The organism is Microbacterium sp. AISO3, from assembly GCF_002204305.1.
Taxonomy (GTDB): Bacteria; Actinomycetota; Actinomycetes; order Actinomycetales; family Microbacteriaceae; genus Microbacterium; species Microbacterium arborescens.
The window spans coordinates 47,785-63,522 of record NZ_NHRF01000013.1 but is presented as its reverse complement, the minus strand read 5'-3'; the positions used below and the strand labels follow the sequence as shown (position 1 = coordinate 63,522).

12 protein-coding genes are annotated in these 15,738 nt (G+C 70.4%); 6 read left to right on the top strand and 6 right to left on the bottom strand.

Annotated features, from left to right (window positions below):
- The first annotated feature begins 69 nt into the window (after positions 1–69).
- A complete protein-coding gene (locus CBF90_RS15230; protein WP_088380999.1) occupies positions 70–1,701 on the top strand; it encodes a hypothetical protein in 1,632 nt (543 codons plus the stop codon).
- Here the strand turns inward: CBF90_RS15230 and CBF90_RS15225 are convergent.
- Both CBF90_RS15225 and CBF90_RS15220 read right to left on the bottom strand, forming a co-directional pair.
- Positions 1,693–2,754, bottom strand: coding sequence for a HAMP domain-containing sensor histidine kinase (locus CBF90_RS15225; RefSeq protein ID WP_141097183.1), 1,062 nt, complete (start codon positions 2,752–2,754; stop codon positions 1,693–1,695). The two genes, CBF90_RS15230 and CBF90_RS15225, sit on opposite strands and share 9 nt — an antisense overlap.
- A 51-nt stretch (positions 2,755–2,805) precedes the next feature.
- On the bottom strand, positions 2,806–4,503 hold the full coding sequence (locus tag CBF90_RS15220; RefSeq protein ID WP_088380997.1) for a cell wall metabolism sensor histidine kinase WalK: 1,698 nt from the start codon (positions 4,501–4,503) through the stop codon (positions 2,806–2,808).
- Between the two features lie 224 nt (positions 4,504–4,727).
- Here CBF90_RS15220 and rplM point away from each other — a divergent pair, with 224 nt between their 5' ends.
- The 3 genes from rplM to glmM are packed head-to-tail and all read left to right on the top strand — an operon-like array spanning position 4,728 to position 7,062.
- Positions 4,728–5,174 carry a 50S ribosomal protein L13 gene (gene rplM / locus CBF90_RS15215; RefSeq protein WP_023954326.1) on the top strand — a complete coding sequence of 149 codons (447 nt, stop codon included), beginning with the start codon at positions 4,728–4,730 and terminating at the stop codon, positions 5,172–5,174.
- Positions 5,175–5,203: 29 nt separating this feature from the next.
- The gene (gene rpsI / locus CBF90_RS15210) at positions 5,204–5,695 is read left to right on the top strand and encodes a 30S ribosomal protein S9 (protein WP_023954328.1); all 492 of its coding nucleotides are present in this window, start codon (positions 5,204–5,206) and stop codon (positions 5,693–5,695) included.
- 5 nt (positions 5,696–5,700) lie between these two features.
- The gene (glmM, locus tag CBF90_RS15205) at positions 5,701–7,062 is read left to right on the top strand and encodes a phosphoglucosamine mutase (RefSeq protein WP_023954330.1); all 1,362 of its coding nucleotides are present in this window, start codon (positions 5,701–5,703) and stop codon (positions 7,060–7,062) included.
- Here the strand turns inward: glmM and CBF90_RS15200 are convergent.
- Complete coding sequence (locus CBF90_RS15200) at positions 7,055–8,257, bottom strand: NAD(P)/FAD-dependent oxidoreductase (RefSeq protein WP_071919122.1); 1,203 nt, start codon at positions 8,255–8,257, stop codon at positions 7,055–7,057. The two genes, glmM and CBF90_RS15200, sit on opposite strands and share 8 nt — an antisense overlap.
- A gap of 422 nt (positions 8,258–8,679) precedes the next feature.
- Here CBF90_RS15200 and CBF90_RS15195 point away from each other — a divergent pair, with 422 nt between their 5' ends.
- Positions 8,680–10,644 (top strand): endo-1,3-alpha-glucanase family glycosylhydrolase, encoded by a 1,965-nt coding sequence (locus CBF90_RS15195; protein WP_088380996.1) that lies wholly within the window; start codon positions 8,680–8,682, stop codon positions 10,642–10,644.
- Positions 10,645–10,660: 16 nt separating this feature from the next.
- On the opposite strand, the gene CBF90_RS15190 is transcribed toward CBF90_RS15195, so the two are convergent.
- Entirely contained in the window at positions 10,661–12,163 is a 1,503-nt protein-coding gene (locus CBF90_RS15190; RefSeq protein WP_023954336.1) for a polysaccharide biosynthesis tyrosine autokinase, read from the bottom strand.
- Positions 12,164–12,262: 99 nt separating this feature from the next.
- Here CBF90_RS15190 and CBF90_RS15185 point away from each other — a divergent pair, with 99 nt between their 5' ends.
- Positions 12,263–13,774 (top strand): hypothetical protein, encoded by a 1,512-nt coding sequence (locus CBF90_RS15185; protein ID WP_023954338.1) that lies wholly within the window; start codon positions 12,263–12,265, stop codon positions 13,772–13,774.
- Here CBF90_RS15185 and CBF90_RS15180 read toward each other — a convergent pair.
- Both CBF90_RS15180 and gmd read right to left on the bottom strand, forming a co-directional pair.
- Positions 13,706–14,692, bottom strand: a complete 987-nt coding sequence (locus tag CBF90_RS15180; RefSeq protein WP_071919124.1) for a GDP-L-fucose synthase — start codon at positions 14,690–14,692, stop codon at positions 13,706–13,708. The genes CBF90_RS15185 and CBF90_RS15180 overlap by 69 nt on opposite strands.
- Positions 14,680–15,705: a GDP-mannose 4,6-dehydratase gene (gene gmd / locus CBF90_RS15175; protein WP_036304794.1), complete on the bottom strand. Its 1,026-nt coding sequence runs from the start codon at positions 15,703–15,705 to the stop codon at positions 14,680–14,682. The genes CBF90_RS15180 and gmd overlap by 13 nt, the downstream gene beginning before the upstream one ends.
- Between the last annotated feature and the right edge of the window lie 33 nt (positions 15,706–15,738).

The following is a 15,738-nucleotide window of genomic DNA, read 5'->3' as shown; positions in this document are numbered from 1 at the left end:
GGGCGAACTCGGCCGGGCCCGGCTGCGGCATCAGCCGGCCCGCCGGTAACGTGAGCGCGTGGAGCCCGCATGACGACCTGGTGGAGCGCAGTCTCGGGCGGCGGCTTCTACACGCGCTGGAGCGCCGCCGTGTCGCTGCTGGTGGCGGGGATCTTCTCGGTGCCCTCCGTCGGTGGCGTCGGCATCGAGGCCTATCTGCGCGGCGCGGCGGTGGCCGCCCTCGGGTGGGCGGTCCTGGCGGCGCTGCTCGTGCCGGTCGCCGTCGCGGAACGCCGTATGTCGTCGCGCGCCGGCCGCGGCGCGCTGGTGCTCGGCGCCCTGCTCGTGGTGGCGACGATGCGATCCTTCGTCAACGACGCGATCAGCTCAGCGCTGTTCGGCATCGTCCCGAGCGGACCGATGCCGTCGCGCATCGCGACCAACCTCGTGACCGCCGTCGCGCTGCTGTCGATCGTCGCGGTCATCACCTCGCGGCACGCCGCCTCGCGTGCCGCCGCCGACCGGCTGCGCGCCGCCCTCGCGCGGGTCGCGAGCGCGGAGGCGCGGCGGCAGCGCATCGCGGCGGAGGCGAGGGAGGCGCTCGTGAGCGGCATCGCGATGCTCCGCCGCTCGCGTGAGCGGATGCTCGACGGTCCCGTCGACTTCGAGGCCGTCCGCGCGTTCTCCGAAGACGTCCGCGGACTGAGCCACCGCGTCGACCGGTTGCTGCGCTCGTACGACGACGACGGACCGCTCGAGCCGCCCCTGCCGGACGACGCGGACGCGCCGCTGTCGATGCGGCTGGTCGCCCCGCCCTGGCTCAGTGTCGCCCCGCTCTACGCGCTGGCCTGTTTCCCCTACGCCGTCGCGGCCGGCGGAGCGGGGGTGGGGCTCGCCGGTCTCGTCGGCGGCATCCTCGTCGATCTCGTCGCCGGCGTCGCCGTGCGTCGCTGGGCCCGTCCCCCGCGTCCCGCCGCGTTCGTGGCCGTCTGGACCGCCGCCGGGGCCGGGATGAGCGTCGTCACCTACCTCTTCCTGCCGCGCATCGGGGTGCTCGGGCTCGTGCCGGTGCTCGCGGTCCCCGTCGTCGCGGTGCTGGTCGGTCTCTGCCGCGACGCCCTTTCGCGGGCCGGAGCCGACGAGCGTCGTGCTGCGGGCGGACTCGCGGAGGTGGCCCGTGAGGCGGCCGAGGTCGACGAGAGCGCACCGGTCCGCCGGGGTGTCGACGTGCTGCACGGCCGCGCACAGGGTGCGTGCGTCGTCTTCGGGGCCCGCGTCGACGAGCGCGCCCCGACGCCCGACGAGGTCGCGGACTTCCGGAGCCGCACGGAGGCTGCGTTCCGCGCGATCCTCCACGCCGGATCCGACGAGAGGATGCCGCCGGGCGAATCGCTCGACCGCCTGATCGAGGCGTGGGCGCCGGCCGTCGCGGTCACGCAGCGGATCGACGACGCCGTCCGGATGCGGCTGCGCGACCCCGAGACCGCCGAGCGCGTCGTCTCGGTCGTCACCGAAGCGCTCGTCAACGCCGTCAAGCACTCCGGCGCGCGGCGCGCTCAGGTGGTCGCGCGCATCACCGGCTCGGGATCGCTGCTGCTGCGGGTCGCCTCGCCGGGCCGCCTCGCCCCTCGTCCCGGACGTGGCCTCGGGACCATCGGGCGGCGCGTCTTCCAGGACGGCGGCGACGTCGTCCTCGAGACGGTCCTCCCGGCGTCACGGTGAGGGCGCCAGGCGCAGGGTGACCGTCGTCCCGACCCCCGGGGTGCTCTCGATGGACGCCTCGCCGCCGAGTCGTCGTGCGATGTCGCGTACGCTCGCGAGTCCGACGCCGGTGCCGCCGTCGCCGGGGTCGGAGAGCCGTCCCCGGCGGTACGGCTCGAAGATCGTCGCGAGGTCGGCCGGATCGATGCCGCGCCCGCTGTCGGCGACCGCCACGACCGCGGCATCCGGCTCCTCCGACACCGAGATCACGATCGCGTCCTCGCTGTACTTCGCTGCGTTGTCGATGATGTTCGCGAGCGCGCGGCGCAGCAGGGCGCGATCGGTCGACACGCAGGCGTGCCCGGCGCCGCGCACATCCACCCGTTCGTTGACGTCTCCCGGGAGCACGAGCTCGGCCGCCTCGCGGGCGAGTGCCAGCAGCTCGGTCTCCTCGCTCTCGTCGCCGTGACCGCCGCGTACGTGCGCGGACAGCTCGCCCACCATCGCGATGATGTGGTCGGTGACGTGTGAGACGTGCTGCAGCAGGCCCGCCTGAGCTTCGGGGATCTCGTCCTCGAGCAGATCGACATACCCGCGCAGGGCCGTGATCGGCGAGAGGAGGTCGTGGGCGAACGCGCGGAGGAAGCCGTCCTTCTCGTCATCGATGCGCTTGGCCTCGCTCAGATCGCGCACGATCTTGACGAACCCCGCGGGTGCGCCATCCTCGTCGCGGACGGCCGTGATGAGCACATGCGCCCAGAAGAGCGAGCCGTCGCCGCGGACCCGCCAGCCGGTGTCCTCGACCGATCCGTCGGCGCGTGCGGTGGCGAGCAGCCGCTCCGGACGGCCGCGTTCGCGGTCCTCGGCCCGGTAGAACCGCGTGAAGGACGTGCCGATGACGTCCGCCGCGGCGTACCGCTTCAGTCGCTCCGCCCCGGGGTTCCACGACCGCACCACGCCCGCGTCGTCGAGCTCGACGATCCCGACCGACGTCACCTGCGCCGCCCAGTCGGTCGCGACGCCGGCGAAGGCGCCCTCGGCCGCAGGGGCGTGGTCATAGGGGGAAGGGCTCATCGTCGTCGTCACCTCGAACGGGCCGAGTTGTCGAGAGTCTCAGCGTCGGGATCATTCTCCTGTCGCGACGAATGTCCCGCCCGGACTTGACACCGGGGCGTCGTGCGCCCAGTCCGTCGGCGAGGGGGCCGGCAGGACGATGGCCATTGCGGTGCCGCCCGACGCCGAAGCACCCACTCGCACGCGCCCCCCGTGCGCCACGACCGCATTGCGCACGACGGAGAGTCCGATGCCGAAGCCCTGGATCGCGTGCTGGCGGGCATACTCGGTGCGGTAGAACGGATCGAACACCCGGGTCCGTTCGAGGGAGGTCAGCCCGGGCCCGCTGTCGCTGACGACGATATGGATGCCCGTGTCGTCCACGCGCTGGCCGATGACGACGGCGGAAGCGGGTGGGCTGAACTTCACGGCGTTCACCATCAGCTCCTCCAGCGACTGGCGGATGCGGACGGGGTCGAGCAGGACGCGCTCGTCGGTCGCCCCGATCTGCTGGATCGAGCTGCCGCGGCGCTCGGCCTGCGGCGTGACGGCACGCACCGCCGAGGCGATCAGGTCGCTGAGGGTCACGGGGCGCGGCGACACCTCGGTGTCGGTCGAGGCAGCGGCGAGGAGCTCGTTGATCCGGTCCGTCAGCACGAGGACGTTGCGCTCGACGAGCGAGAGATAGCGGGTCGCGGCCGGATCCTCCGGCCGGACCCGTTCGGTGAGGAGGTCGAGGTAACCGGTCACGCTCGTGAGCGGCGTGCGCAGCTCGTGCGACACCGTCCGCAGAAAGTCGTGACGGATCTGCGCGGCGTCGGCCATCTCGGTCACGTCGTGGGCGACGACGAGTGTTCCCAGCAGCGTGCCGTCGGTACGACGTACCCGGTCGGAATCGGCCAGGATGGCGCGTTGCTCCGCCATCGGACCGACCCATTCGACGGTCTCGCCCACGCTGTCGCCGCGCAGGGCGCGCGGGATGAGCTGTTCGCTGTGGGGCACCGGCGTGGTCCGGTCGGCGGCGAGGACGGCGTCGCCGGCGTAGGGCGCTTCGTCGAGAGCGAAGCCCATCGCCCGCGACAGGTCCTCGGCCGTGCGGTTCGCCAGGACGAGGCGGCCGGCATCGTCGTACAGCGCGACGCCGCTGCGAACGTTGTCGAGCACCGTGCGCAGGACGAGTTCGTTGTCGTGCGCCTGCGCGAGCGCGCGGGCGCGCTCCTCGTGCGACGCGCGGAGACGGCGGGCGTTGCGACGCAGATGCTGGGCGGCGATGTTGACGACGACGGCCACGGCCAAGATGAGCCCGGGCAGGGTGAAGACGTTAGCCCATTCCAGCGGCGTCGCGGGCCAGCTGCCGCGGACGAGGAAGGGGAGCGAGGTCATGAAGGCCGCGCCGCCCACTGCAGCGGTGAACGCCACCGGTGGGAAGCCGTACGCGATCCAGAGGATCGGGAAGATCGCGAGCATGCTCACCCCGGGGAGCAGCCAGACCACTTCGGTGCGCAGGAGTGCGACGGCGACGATGTCAGCCATGGCCACGGCGATCAGCCAGGACGACGAGAACAGCTCCCACGGGACGAGCGTGCCGGCCATCGACGCCACGATGACGAGGACCACCGCGGCGCCCACGAGCGGCGACGAGAGCGAGATCGGCGCGCCGACGGCGAGAGCGGCGAGCACGACGAGCGTGCCGATCACGAAAGGCAGCTGCGCTCGGGTGAACACCCGGATGCGACCGGCGCGCGCACGCTGCGGTTCGAACAGGGGCATCCGGGGTCTCCGATCGAGGGTGCATGAGAGATCGAGGACGGCCCGGGGGGACAGGCGCGGCTTTGATAACGTCGACCGATAGCGTACGCTGTCTCTTTGGTGCGCATGCCACGCAGGCGTGTCGCCACGAACGTGAGCCCTCCACTGGCGTGTTCGTCTCGGACGAACCACCCCGGAGCGGGATTCACGAACTCCTCCGTTCGAATCAAGAAAGCAGCACTACTGTGACGCGCACTTTCACCCCCAAGGCTGGCGAGATCCAGCGCGAGTGGCTGGTCATCGACGCAACCGACGTCGTCCTCGGCCGTCTCGCCTCGCACGCCGCCGTCCTCCTTCGCGGCAAGCACAAGGCTTCCTTCGCTCCCCACGTCGACACCGGTGACTTCGTCATCGTCGTCAACGCCGACAAGGTGGCGCTGACCGGTCAGAAGCTCCAGAAGAAGATGGCTTACCGCCACTCGGGCTACCCGGGTGGTCTCAAGGCCGTCTCCTACGAGGAGCTGCTCGAGAAGAACCCCGTCCGCGCGGTCGAGAAGGCCATCCGCGGCATGCTCCCGAAGAACAGCCTGGGCCGCCAGCAGCTCTCGAAGCTCAAGGTCTACGCCGGTGCCGAGCACCCGCACGCTGCGCAGCAGCCCACCACCTACACCTTCGACCAGGTCGCCCAGTAAGCGCCGCGAAAACACTCAAGGAAACACTGATGGCGAAGATCGCTGACTCCCTCGAGGAGACCCCCCAGAACTACTCGACCGAGACGCCCGCCTCGGAGGCTGCTGCAGCCGCCGCGCCCCGTCCGGTCCTCTCGGTTCCCGGTGCCGCCGTGGGCCGCCGCAAGCAGGCCATCGCCCGCGTGCGCCTCATCCCCGGTTCGGGCACCATCACGGTCAACGGGCGCACCCTCGAGGACTACTTCCCGAACAAGCTGCACCAGCAGCTCATCAACGACCCGTTCACGGTGCTCGAGCTCGCCGGCTCGTACGACGTCATCGCGCGCATCTCCGGCGGCGGCCCCTCGGGTCAGGCCGGTGCGCTGCGCCTGGGCATCGCCCGTGCGCTGAACGAGATCGACGCCGAGAACAACCGCCCGACTCTGAAGAAGGCCGGCTTCCTCTCGCGCGACGCGCGCGTCAAGGAGCGCAAGAAGGCCGGTCTCAAGAAGGCGCGCAAGGCTCCTCAGTACTCGAAGCGTTAAGCTCCGTGGCGCTGTTCGGTACGGACGGTGTTCGGGGGCTGGCCAACGGCCCCCTCACCGCCGAACTCGCACTCACCCTGGCCCAGGCGACTGCCGTCGTCCTGGGCCAGGGCCGCATCGCGGAGGCGCGCAAGGCGGCCGGCAAGCGGCTGACCGCGGTCGTGGCGCGCGATCCTCGGGTCTCGGGGGAGTTCCTCTCGGCGGCCGTCGCGGCCGGCCTCGCCTCATCGGGCGTCGACGTGCTCGACGCGGGCGTCCTGCCCACTCCGGCCGCGGCGTTCCTCGTCGGTGACATCGACGCGGACTTCGGGGTCATGGTGTCGGCATCCCACAACCCCGCTCCCGACAACGGCATCAAGATCTTCGCGCGCGGCGGCGTCAAGCTCCCGGACGAGGTCGAACGCCGAATCGAAGAGGCCCTCACGGGCCCCAAGCTCCAGCCCACGGGCGCCGACGTCGGCCGCATCCGGGTGTTCGCCGACGCCGAGGACCGCTACGTCGTCCACCTGCTCGGCTCGCTGCCGCACACGCTCGACGGCATCCACGTCGTCATCGACTGCGCGCACGGCGCGGCGTCCGGGGTGTCCCCGCAGACGTTCCGCGACGCCGGCGCGAAGGTCACCGTCATCGGTGCCGACCCCGACGGCCTCAACATCAACGACGGCGTCGGGTCGACCCATCTCGACCGGGTGGCCGCCGAGGTCATCCGCACGGGGGCCGACATCGGCATCGCGCACGACGGCGACGCCGATCGCTGCCTCGCCGTCGACGCTGAGGGTCGCGTCATCGACGGCGACCAGATCATGGCCATCCTCGCGGTGGCGATGAAGCAGCGCGGACGCCTGCCCTTCAGCACCCTCGTCGCGACGGTCATGAGCAACCTCGGACTGCACCGCGCGATGGCCGAGCACGGCATCACCGTCGAGCAGACCGCGGTCGGCGACCGCTACGTGCTCGAGCGCATGACTCAGGGCCGCTTCGGTCTGGGCGGTGAGCAGAGCGGGCACGTCATCATGAGTCGCTACGCGACGACCGGCGACGGTCTGCTGACCGGGCTCCACCTCGCTGCCGAGATGGCACGCCAGGGCAAGACCGCGGCCGAGCTCGCGTCTGTCATGACCGTCTATCCGCAGGTGCTCGTCAACGTCCGCGAGGTCGATCGCGAGCGTGTCGCCAGCGACACGGGCGTCCAGGATGCCGTCGCCGCAGCGACCGCGCGCCTCGGTGATTCCGGTCGCGTGCTGCTGCGTGCCTCCGGTACCGAGCCGCTCGTGCGCGTCATGGTCGAGGCCACGACGGAGGACGAAGCCCGGGCCATCGCCGACGAGCTCGCGGCCGTCGTGGCCGACCGCCTCGCGCTCAGCTGATCCGGCCGCGCAGATCCGCCGTGCCGGTGGGCGACTCGGCCAGCACGAGGCGTGCGGCATCCGTGGCGCCGGCGACGTTCCAGAGCAGCACGCCCACCGGCGCGCCCGTCTGGTCGCGGTAGTACACCACCGTTCGCGGGCCCGATTCGTCCTGGCCGACGTCCACGATGAGCGTGTCGAGATCGGGGTCGAGGGTGCCGACGGCCTCCCACCGGACGCCGAACACCTGAGAGTAGAAGTACGGGGTGTGCCGGTAGGCCTCGCCGCTGCCCGCCATCGCCCGCCCGGCCGCGCGGCCCATCTCCTGGGCGTTGTCGACGTGCTCGACTCGGGTGCGGCCGAGCAGGCGGTCGGGGTACGAGGCGATGTCGCCCGCCGCCCAGATCGCATCATCGCTGGTAGCCATCAGCTCGTCGACCACGACGCCGTCGGCGACGGTGAGACCGGCGGCTTCGGCGAGGTCCGTCACGGGCGAGACGCCGAGCCCGAGCACGATCGCGTCGCCGCGCAGGCGCGACCCGTCGTCGAGGAGGATTTCCAGAGCGTCGTCCGCTGACGCGCCCTCAACGACCTCGGCGACCCGACGTTCCGCGACCAGCCGGACGCCAGCCGATCGGAACAGATCCTGGTAGCGCTCGGCCAGTTCGGGCGGAAACGTGCCGTCGCCGAGCACAGCGCTCGGGAAGACGAGGTCGACCGCGACGTCGTTCTGCACGAGCGCAGCCGCGAGCTCGGCGCCGATGTAGCCGCCGCCCACGACGACGATGCGCCCACCCGCGGCGGCGAGCTCGCGCAGCCGGCGGTAGTCGTCGGCTGAGCGGAAGAAGAGCACCCGGTCGCTGTCGGGCGCATCGATCTCGTGCGGACGCGAACCGGTGGCGAGGAGCAGCCGGCGGTAGCCGATGCGCTCGCCGGCTTCGTCCTCGACCGTGCGCCCGTCGCGGTCGATCGCGGTCACGAGCGTCCGCAGCCGGATCTCGGCGCCGGTGTCGTCGGCCGTGCCGAGCGGAACCTGGTCCCAGGTGAAGTCCGGGTCGGTCCACAGCTTCTTCGTCAGCGCGGGGCGCGTGTACGGTTCGTCGACGTCGGCGCTGAGGATGCCGATCGTGCCGCTCTCGTCGAGTTCGCGGATGCCGCGGGCGGCCGCGTCGGCGACCATCCCGCCGCCGACGATCAGATAGTCGTAGCTCTGCATCGGGCCACCGTAGAGCGCGACGGCCCATCGATCCCACCGCCTGCCGCGCCCGCGGCGGAGGCGTATGATTCGCCGCCGGGGTCCACTGTCCGGACGCTCTTCCCCAATCGCGTCCGGACAGTGAGACTATCCGACACGCCGGCCCCAAACCGGCGAACGGATCCGAGTAGCGGGTCTCATCGGATGTCGACCCGGTCGGCCTCGGAACGATCTTCAGAGTATTGCGTCGCGTCGTGTGAAACGAGGGCTTCGGGCAACGTTGAGCCAACGTTGCGGTTGCCTTCGCATGGCCTTGCGCTTCGGGAAGACGCCGGGGCATTTGGTGCGGTCGATGCTTCGTGGCACACTCGTGGAGATTGCTGGGGGAGGGACTTGGCGGGCGGTAAGCGCTCGTCAAGGTGATTGTTACCCACGAGGAAGACATGAAACCCGACAATCAAGATCCCCACAGCTCGCGCCGACGACGTTCGGGGCGAGCAATTCTCGCGACCCTGTCCACACTCGCACTGCTGCTCGGCGGAACCACCGCGGCTCACGCGTCGGGCGGCCACGTCGCCGCAGCGGCGACGCCGCGCCCGGTGACGGTCACTCTGTCCACGAGTGATACGGCCACCGTCTCGGCGCGCACGCCCCGGACCGTGCTGGGAACGCAGCCGCTCAGCGCGACCTCGACGCAGGACCGCAGCTATGCGCGCTTCACGTTGCCGGCCGATGTCGACACCACGCGTCCCGTCTCGGCATCGCTGTCTCTGACGGTGAGATACTCGACCGCGTCGACGGCCGGTGTCGACGTGTACGCCGAGCGCGGCTCGTGGGCCGGAGCGACTCTCACCTACGCCACCCGACCCGCGGAGTCGGGTGACCTGCTCGCCGGGTCGACAGCGACGGCGCGTGCCGGCTCGTCTGTGACGGTGCCTCTCGGCGACGTCGCGCAGGTCGCGCAGGACGGCCAGCTGTCGGTCCGGCTGGCCTATCGGCAGAAGAGCGTCTCGACCACGTTCTTCCGCACGGGAGACAAGGCGCCCTCGTTGCGGTTGACGTACACGCCGAAGCCGGCCCCGGCCCCGGCCCCGGCTAGCGGGGCACGGATGGTGTTCGCGCACTACTTCCCGCCGTACCCGATCTCGATCGACAATCGGCCCGCCGACACCGACTACTACACGCGCAACTATCTGAGCCCCGATGGAGAGAACGGCAAGCATGCCGAGTACGGCGGGCTCCTGCGCGACCGTCCGCTCGGCGTCGCGCCATCGAGCTCCTCGTCCTGGAAGGTCGACAACCTGCGGCGCGAAGTCGCTCAGGCTCAGGGCGCCGGTATCGACGGGTTCACCGTCAACATCATGAGCGTCAGCGGCAGCAACTGGGACGCCACGAAGAACCTCTTCACCGCGGCCGAACGGCAGGGCGGCTTCGCCGTGGTGCCGATGGTCGACGCCTCAGCGTCGGTGGCCGCGGTATCCCCCGAGACCGTGGCGGACCGCCTGGCCGAGCTCTACCGGTCGAAAGCGGCTTTCCGCGTCGGAGACCGGGTGCTCCTGTCATCCTTCGCCGCCGAGAAGCAGAGCGTGGAATGGTGGTCGCGGATCATCCAACGACTGCAGCGCACGCACGGTGTGCAGGTCACCTTCCAAGCCGTTTTCCTCAATCCCTCCGACGCCAACATGTCCGCCTTCCGCGCGATCGCCGACGGCTACGGCAACTGGGGTGTGCGCACTCCGTGGCACACGGCGAACGGCCCCGACTACGCGGCACGTGCCAGGGCTCTCGGGAAGACCTGGATGGCGCCGGTGTCGGTGCAGGATTACCGTCCGCGCGCGGGCGTGTTCGCCGAGTCGGGCAACACCGACAACCTGCGGGCCTCATGGCGCCGCGCGATAGATTCCGGTGCGCAGTACGTGCAGCTCGTCACGTGGAACGACTACAGCGAAAGCACGCAGTTCGCGCCGTCGGCCGACCACGGCGATACGTTCCTCGACATCAGCCGGCCGTACCTCGACTGGTTCCATGCCGGGGCGGAGCCGAAGGTGACGCAGGATCAGGCATTCCTCGTGCACCGTACGCAGTTCGCCGGCGCTCGTCCGAGCCTCGGTCACACGCTGGCCACCCCCACTCTCGGCGGCACGTCGAGCACGCCCACCGACGAAGTGGAGGCTGTGGTGTATCTGACCGCGCCCGCCACTGTGACCGTCACCGTGGGAGGCACCGCCACGCGATTCGACGCTCCCGCAGGTCGATCGGTCTACACGGTGCCGTTGCGACAGGGTGCGGTGTCGGCGAGCATCGATCGTTCCGGCAAGCGGGTGATCTCGCTGACGTCGCCGTACCGCGTCGTCGGCACGCCGCGTGTGCAGGACCTCAGCTACTACGGGGTCAGCAGCCTCGGCTGACGCGCTGCACGACGGATCAGCGGCGCCCCGCTGTCGACGTCTCCGAGCGGAGCCCGTCGGCGGCGGGGCGGCTCCCGTCACCGGCTCCGGAGACGCGCGGCACGCGCGATTCGCGCGAACTGTTGCGCGTCGACGTTCGCGAGCCGTCCGCCCGTCCCTCTCGTCCGCTCTCCGGCACCATCGAGTACGTCGAGTAGCTGCGGCGGTCGGCTCGCGTCGGACGCGCCAGGTTGAGCACCGCCCCGTGGATCGTGGCTCCGACCGATGCCAGGCGCGCAACGGCGCGGCGCACGTCGCGCTCTCGGGCGCGCCCGGCACCGACGACCAGTACGGCGCCGCCGAAGACACGCGCCAGGACGGCGGCGTCGGTGACCGGATGCACCGGCGGCGCATCGATGATGACGATGTCATGAGCCGACCGCAGGCTCTCGAGCAACTCGAGTGCGCGCTCGGACTCGAGCAGCTCCGACGGGTTGGGTGGCACGGGGCCGGCCAGCAGGACGCGGAGCCGGTCCGGGCCCCAGGCGACCAGCGCGTCATCCAGCGTCGCCTCCCGCGCGATGACGCTCGTGAACCCGAGGTCGGGCGGGAGATCGAGGATGCGCCCGAGGCTGGGGCGGCGCAGGTCCGCCTCGACGAGACAGACCGACGCGCCGGTCGCGGCGAATGCCACCGCGACGTTCGCGGCGGTCGTGCTCTTGCCCTCGCTGGGGACCGACGAGGTGAAGACGAAGACGCGGTGATCCTGCGATGCCTGCACGAAACGCAGATTCCCGCGCAGGCGGCGGTAGTCCTCGGAGCGCAGCGACTGCGGGGCCGACATCAGGGCGAGGGGCGCGCGTTCGGCGGTGCGATCGGTGCTCACCGTACCGATGATCGCGGCGTCCGCCGCCTCTTCAGCCTGCTCGACGGTGCGCACGCGCGTGCCGAACGCCAGACGCAGGAGCACGACGGCGGCCGCGGCGACCAGGCCGCCGAGCGCACCGAGGATGACGAGCATCGGGATATGCGGAGCGGAGGGGAGGTTCGGCGGAACCGCGTTCTCGATGACGCGCAATCGAACCGGCGAGGTGCCGTCGACCTGGGGTGACAGTGTCGGCACGACCTCGGCGAGTTTGGCGGCGACGAGGTTGGCGATGCGCGCCGCTTCGCGCGGGGATGCGTCCACGGCCGAGATCGAGATCATCGAGGTGTTCAGCGGCACCGAGGTCGATACTCGGGAACGCAGCTTGGCGGTCGAGTCGGGCAGCCCGAGCTCGTCGATGACCGGGGCGAGCACGATCTCCCGCGTCGCGACGGTGCTGAGATTCCGTGCCTGCTGCTGAGAGAAGTTGCTCCCCTGGGCGAGTTCACCCGTCGTCGAGCTCCCCGTCACGGCGACGAAGACGTCGGCTCGCGCGGTGTACTCCCGCGGCACCGTCCAGGCGTATGCGAGCCCGATCGCGGCGCCGAGCGCCGTCAGCACGACCACCGTCATCCAGTGGTATCGGATCACCCGTAGAACACGGTTGGACTCCATAGCGTCCCCCATTCGCGCGTCGACGAATCGACGCGGCCCCAATATGCCGCGTGTGACCACGCGGACCCCCGTCTGCCATGATATGCGAGGGGGAGGCTCGTGGGGAAGCAGACCGGAACCATCGGCGACGCGGTTATCCGCGGTGGCGCCGAGTCGTCGCTGCGCGGTGGCGCGCGGATCGCCCTCGTCGCGCTGTCGATCGGTGTGCTCAGCATCGTGCTGCCGGTCGCCCTCGTCTCGGACATCCCTGACCGGGGACGCAGCGAGGCGTGGATCATCACGCTGCTGATCATGATCTACGGCGGCGTCCGGCTCTCGGCGTCGTGGGTGTCGGGGCGTCCTCACCTGTTCGACTTCTTCTTCTGGGTTTTCGCCTACATCTTCATGGGGCTGGCGCCGACGGCGCAGATCCGTGCCGACGCCGTCTCGACGACGACCCCGGGCATCGATCCGGCGTTCGACCTCCCTACGGCGGGGATCGTCGCGCTGGGCCTCGGCTGCTACGAGCTCGCTCGCGCCGCCTGGATCCTGCTGCAGCACGTACGTCCGCCGCGAGCGGCGGGCGTTTCCCGTCCCGTGAGCGCGGCCCGAGCGATCGGACTCGCCGTCGTCGGGCTCGGTATCAGCGCGTTCTTCGTCGCCCAGCTCGGTCCCGCGGCCGCCCTCGGCAGCCGCGAAGCGGCCTTCGCCGCGCGTGAGGCGCGCTGGCCGGACCCGGCTCTCCGCGCCGTCATGTACGCCGCGTCGGTCTACCCGTTGCTCATCGCGACCGGGGCGCTGGCCCAGCTTCGACGAGTCGCCCGATCCCGAGCGGGTCGCGTCGGCTTCACCGTCGCGGCTCTCGCCGCCGCGGTCGTGCTCCTGCTGATCGTCAACCCGATCGCGAGCGCCCGTTACACCTTCGGAACCGTCGCGGTCGCCCTGGCCGTCTTCGCCGGCGCCGTCGCCACCCGTTCCCGGGCCCGCCTGACGATGCTGCTCGCGATCGCGGCCTTCCTGTTCCTCTTCCCGATCGCCGACGCGTTCCGCACCGACGAGGTGCGGGTGAATCGCACCAGCTTCTTCGGCGAGTACCTCGGCAATCCCGATTACGACGCTTTCTGGCAGGTCGCCAACTCGCTCGCCTACTGGCTCGACGGCCTCGTCGAGCCGGCGCGACAGTTCCTGGGCAGCATCCTGTTCTGGGTTCCCCGCGCGGTCTGGCCGGACAAGCCCACCGACACGGGCATCGTCCTGGCGGAGTATCGCGGGTACAGCTTCGACAACCTCTCAGCGCCGATGTGGGCCGAGGCGATGGTCAACGGCGGCATCGTCGCTGTCGTGGTCGTGTTCATCGCGCTCGGCATCCTGCTGCGGGCGATGGACGTCAGGATCGCGACCGCCTTCGCCTCCGGCGGCGTCTGGGCCATCGTCGGTGCGGTGCTCCCGGTCTACATGACCATCCTCATGCGAGGCTCGCTGCTGCAGGCGACCGGTGCGACGACGGTGATGGTCGCGTGCCTCCTCCTCGTCGCCGGGCGTGGTCGTCCGCCCGGCGACGAGTCAGGCGGCGCGGAGCTCGGCGTGGCTGCGGCGGTACCAGGCGACCGTGCGGGCCAGGCCCCCGCGTAGTCCGACGCTCGGCGCCCATCCGGTCGAACGCAGCAGCGAGATGTCCAGCAGCTTCTGCGGCGTGCCGTCGGGCTTCGTCGTGTCCCAGCGCGTCTCGCCGTGGTAGCCCGTGATGTGCGCGATCTGCTCGGCGACCTCGCGGATCGTCGTGTCCTGGCCCGTGCCGATGTTGACGTGCGATGCGCCGTCGTAGTGCTCCATCAGGTGCACGATCGCCGAGGCGAGGTCGTCCGCGTGCATGAACTCCCGCCGCGGCGTGCCCGACCCCCAATTGGTCACCAGCGGGCTGCCGGCGGCGGCTGCCTCGTCGTAGCGGCGGATGAGCGCGGGCAGGACGTGCGACCCGAGCGGCGAGAAGTTGTCGTTCGGGCCGTAGAGGTTCGTGGGCATGACCGAGATCCAGGGGAGCCCGTACTGTCTGCGCACGGCCTGGACATTCAGGATGCCGGCGATCTTCGCGATGGCGTAGGCATCGTTGGTCGGCTCCAGATGGCCCGTGAGCAGGCTGTCCTCGCGGAGCGGCTGCGGAGCGAGCTTCGGGTAGATGCACGACGATCCGAGGAACACCAGCCGCTCGACTCCCGTCTCGCACGCCGCGTCCATCACGTTGGACTGAATCCGGAGATTGACGCTTAGGAAGTCGACCGGGTACGTGCTGTTGGCGAGGATGCCGCCCACCTTCGCCGCCGCCAGGACGACGTAGCGCGGGCGGTGCGTGCGGAAGAAGCGGAAGACGTCGCCGCGTTCGGTCAGATCGAGGTCGGACGAGGCGCGGGTCAGGATCCGATCGAAACCCTCGGCCTCGAGACGACGGACCACCGCGCTGCCGGCCAGACCTCGATGCCCTGCGACGAAGAACGTCGCATGACGATCCAGGCGGCGAGGTGCGAACGAGCCCTCGTCGATCACGCTGCCCATCCCGAGAGGGCGACCGTGTCGATCCACGGCCGGCCCGCGAACTCGAGGGCCCGGATGTCGGCGTCCACCATGATCCGCGCCAGCTCGAGCGGGCCGACCGTGGCCTTCCAGCCGAGCTTCTCCTCGGCCTTGCTCGGGTCGCCGATCAGTGCGTCGACCTCGGTCGGACGCAGGTAGCGCTCGTCGAAGCGGACATGGCGTCGCCAGTCGAGACCGGCGTGGGCGAAGGCGGCCTCGAGGAAATCACGCACGGTGATGCCGATGCCGGTCGCGAGCACGAAGTCCTCGGGCTCGTCGGCCTGCAGCATCCGCCACATCCCCTCGACGTACTCGGCGGCATATCCCCAGTCGCGGACCGCGTCGATGTTGCCGAGGTACACGTGGTCCTGGACACCGAGCTTGATCGCCGCGACGGCACGGGTGATCTTGCGCGTCACGAATGTCTCGCCGCGGCGTGGCGACTCGTGGTTGAAGAGGATGCCGTTGACGGCGAACATGTCGTACGCCTCGCGGTAGTTCTTCGTGATCCAGTAGCTGTACAGCTTCGCGGCGGCATAGGGCGAGCGCGGGTAGAAGGGCGTGGTCTCGCTCTGCGGCGGGGGAGTGGCCCCGTACAGTTCGGAGGACGACGCCTGGTAGAAGCGGGTCTGCACACCCGACATGCGGACGGCATCCAGAAGCCTCACCGAACCGGTGCCGGTGGTGTCGGCGGTGTGCTCGGGCTCGTCGAACGAGACCCGCACGTGCGACTGAGCGCCGAGGTTGTAGACCTCGTCGGGCTGGATCTGCGCGAGCAGAGTCGTCATCCGAACGCCGTCGCTGAGATCGCCGTAGTGGAGGAACAGCCGTGCCCCCACCTCGTGCGGGTCGACGTACAGGTGGTCGATTCGCGATGTGTTGAACGTCGACGCCCGGCGGACCAGGCCGTGGACCTCATAGCCCTTCGCGAGCAGAAGCTCGGCGAGATAGGAGCCGTCCTGGCCCGTGATACCGGTGATGAATGCACGCTTCATGAGCGTTCTCCCCCAAAGCCTCGGCGCTGCAGC

What these genes read in the sequence shown, in the direction of transcription:
- CBF90_RS15200 (WP_071919122.1), bottom strand. Translation starts at nt 8,257, where the DNA reads ATGCAGAGCTACGACTATCTGATCGTCGGCGGCGGGATGGTCGCCGAC.
- CBF90_RS15220 (WP_088380997.1), bottom strand. Translation starts at nt 4,503, where the DNA reads ATGCCCCTGTTCGAACCGCAGCGTGCGCGCGCCGGTCGCATCCGGGTG.
- CBF90_RS15230 (WP_088380999.1), top strand. Translation starts at nt 70, where the DNA reads ATGACGACCTGGTGGAGCGCAGTCTCGGGCGGCGGCTTCTACACGCGC.
- gmd (WP_036304794.1), bottom strand. Translation starts at nt 15,705, where the DNA reads ATGAAGCGTGCATTCATCACCGGTATCACGGGCCAGGACGGCTCCTAT.
- CBF90_RS15180 (WP_071919124.1), bottom strand. Translation starts at nt 14,692, where the DNA reads ATGGGCAGCGTGATCGACGAGGGCTCGTTCGCACCTCGCCGCCTGGAT.
- CBF90_RS15195 (WP_088380996.1), top strand. Translation starts at nt 8,680, where the DNA reads ATGAAACCCGACAATCAAGATCCCCACAGCTCGCGCCGACGACGTTCG.
- rpsI (WP_023954328.1), top strand. Translation starts at nt 5,204, where the DNA reads ATGGCGAAGATCGCTGACTCCCTCGAGGAGACCCCCCAGAACTACTCG.
- CBF90_RS15225 (WP_141097183.1), bottom strand. Translation starts at nt 2,754, where the DNA reads ATGAGCCCTTCCCCCTATGACCACGCCCCTGCGGCCGAGGGCGCCTTC.
- CBF90_RS15190 (WP_023954336.1), bottom strand. Translation starts at nt 12,163, where the DNA reads ATGGAGTCCAACCGTGTTCTACGGGTGATCCGATACCACTGGATGACG.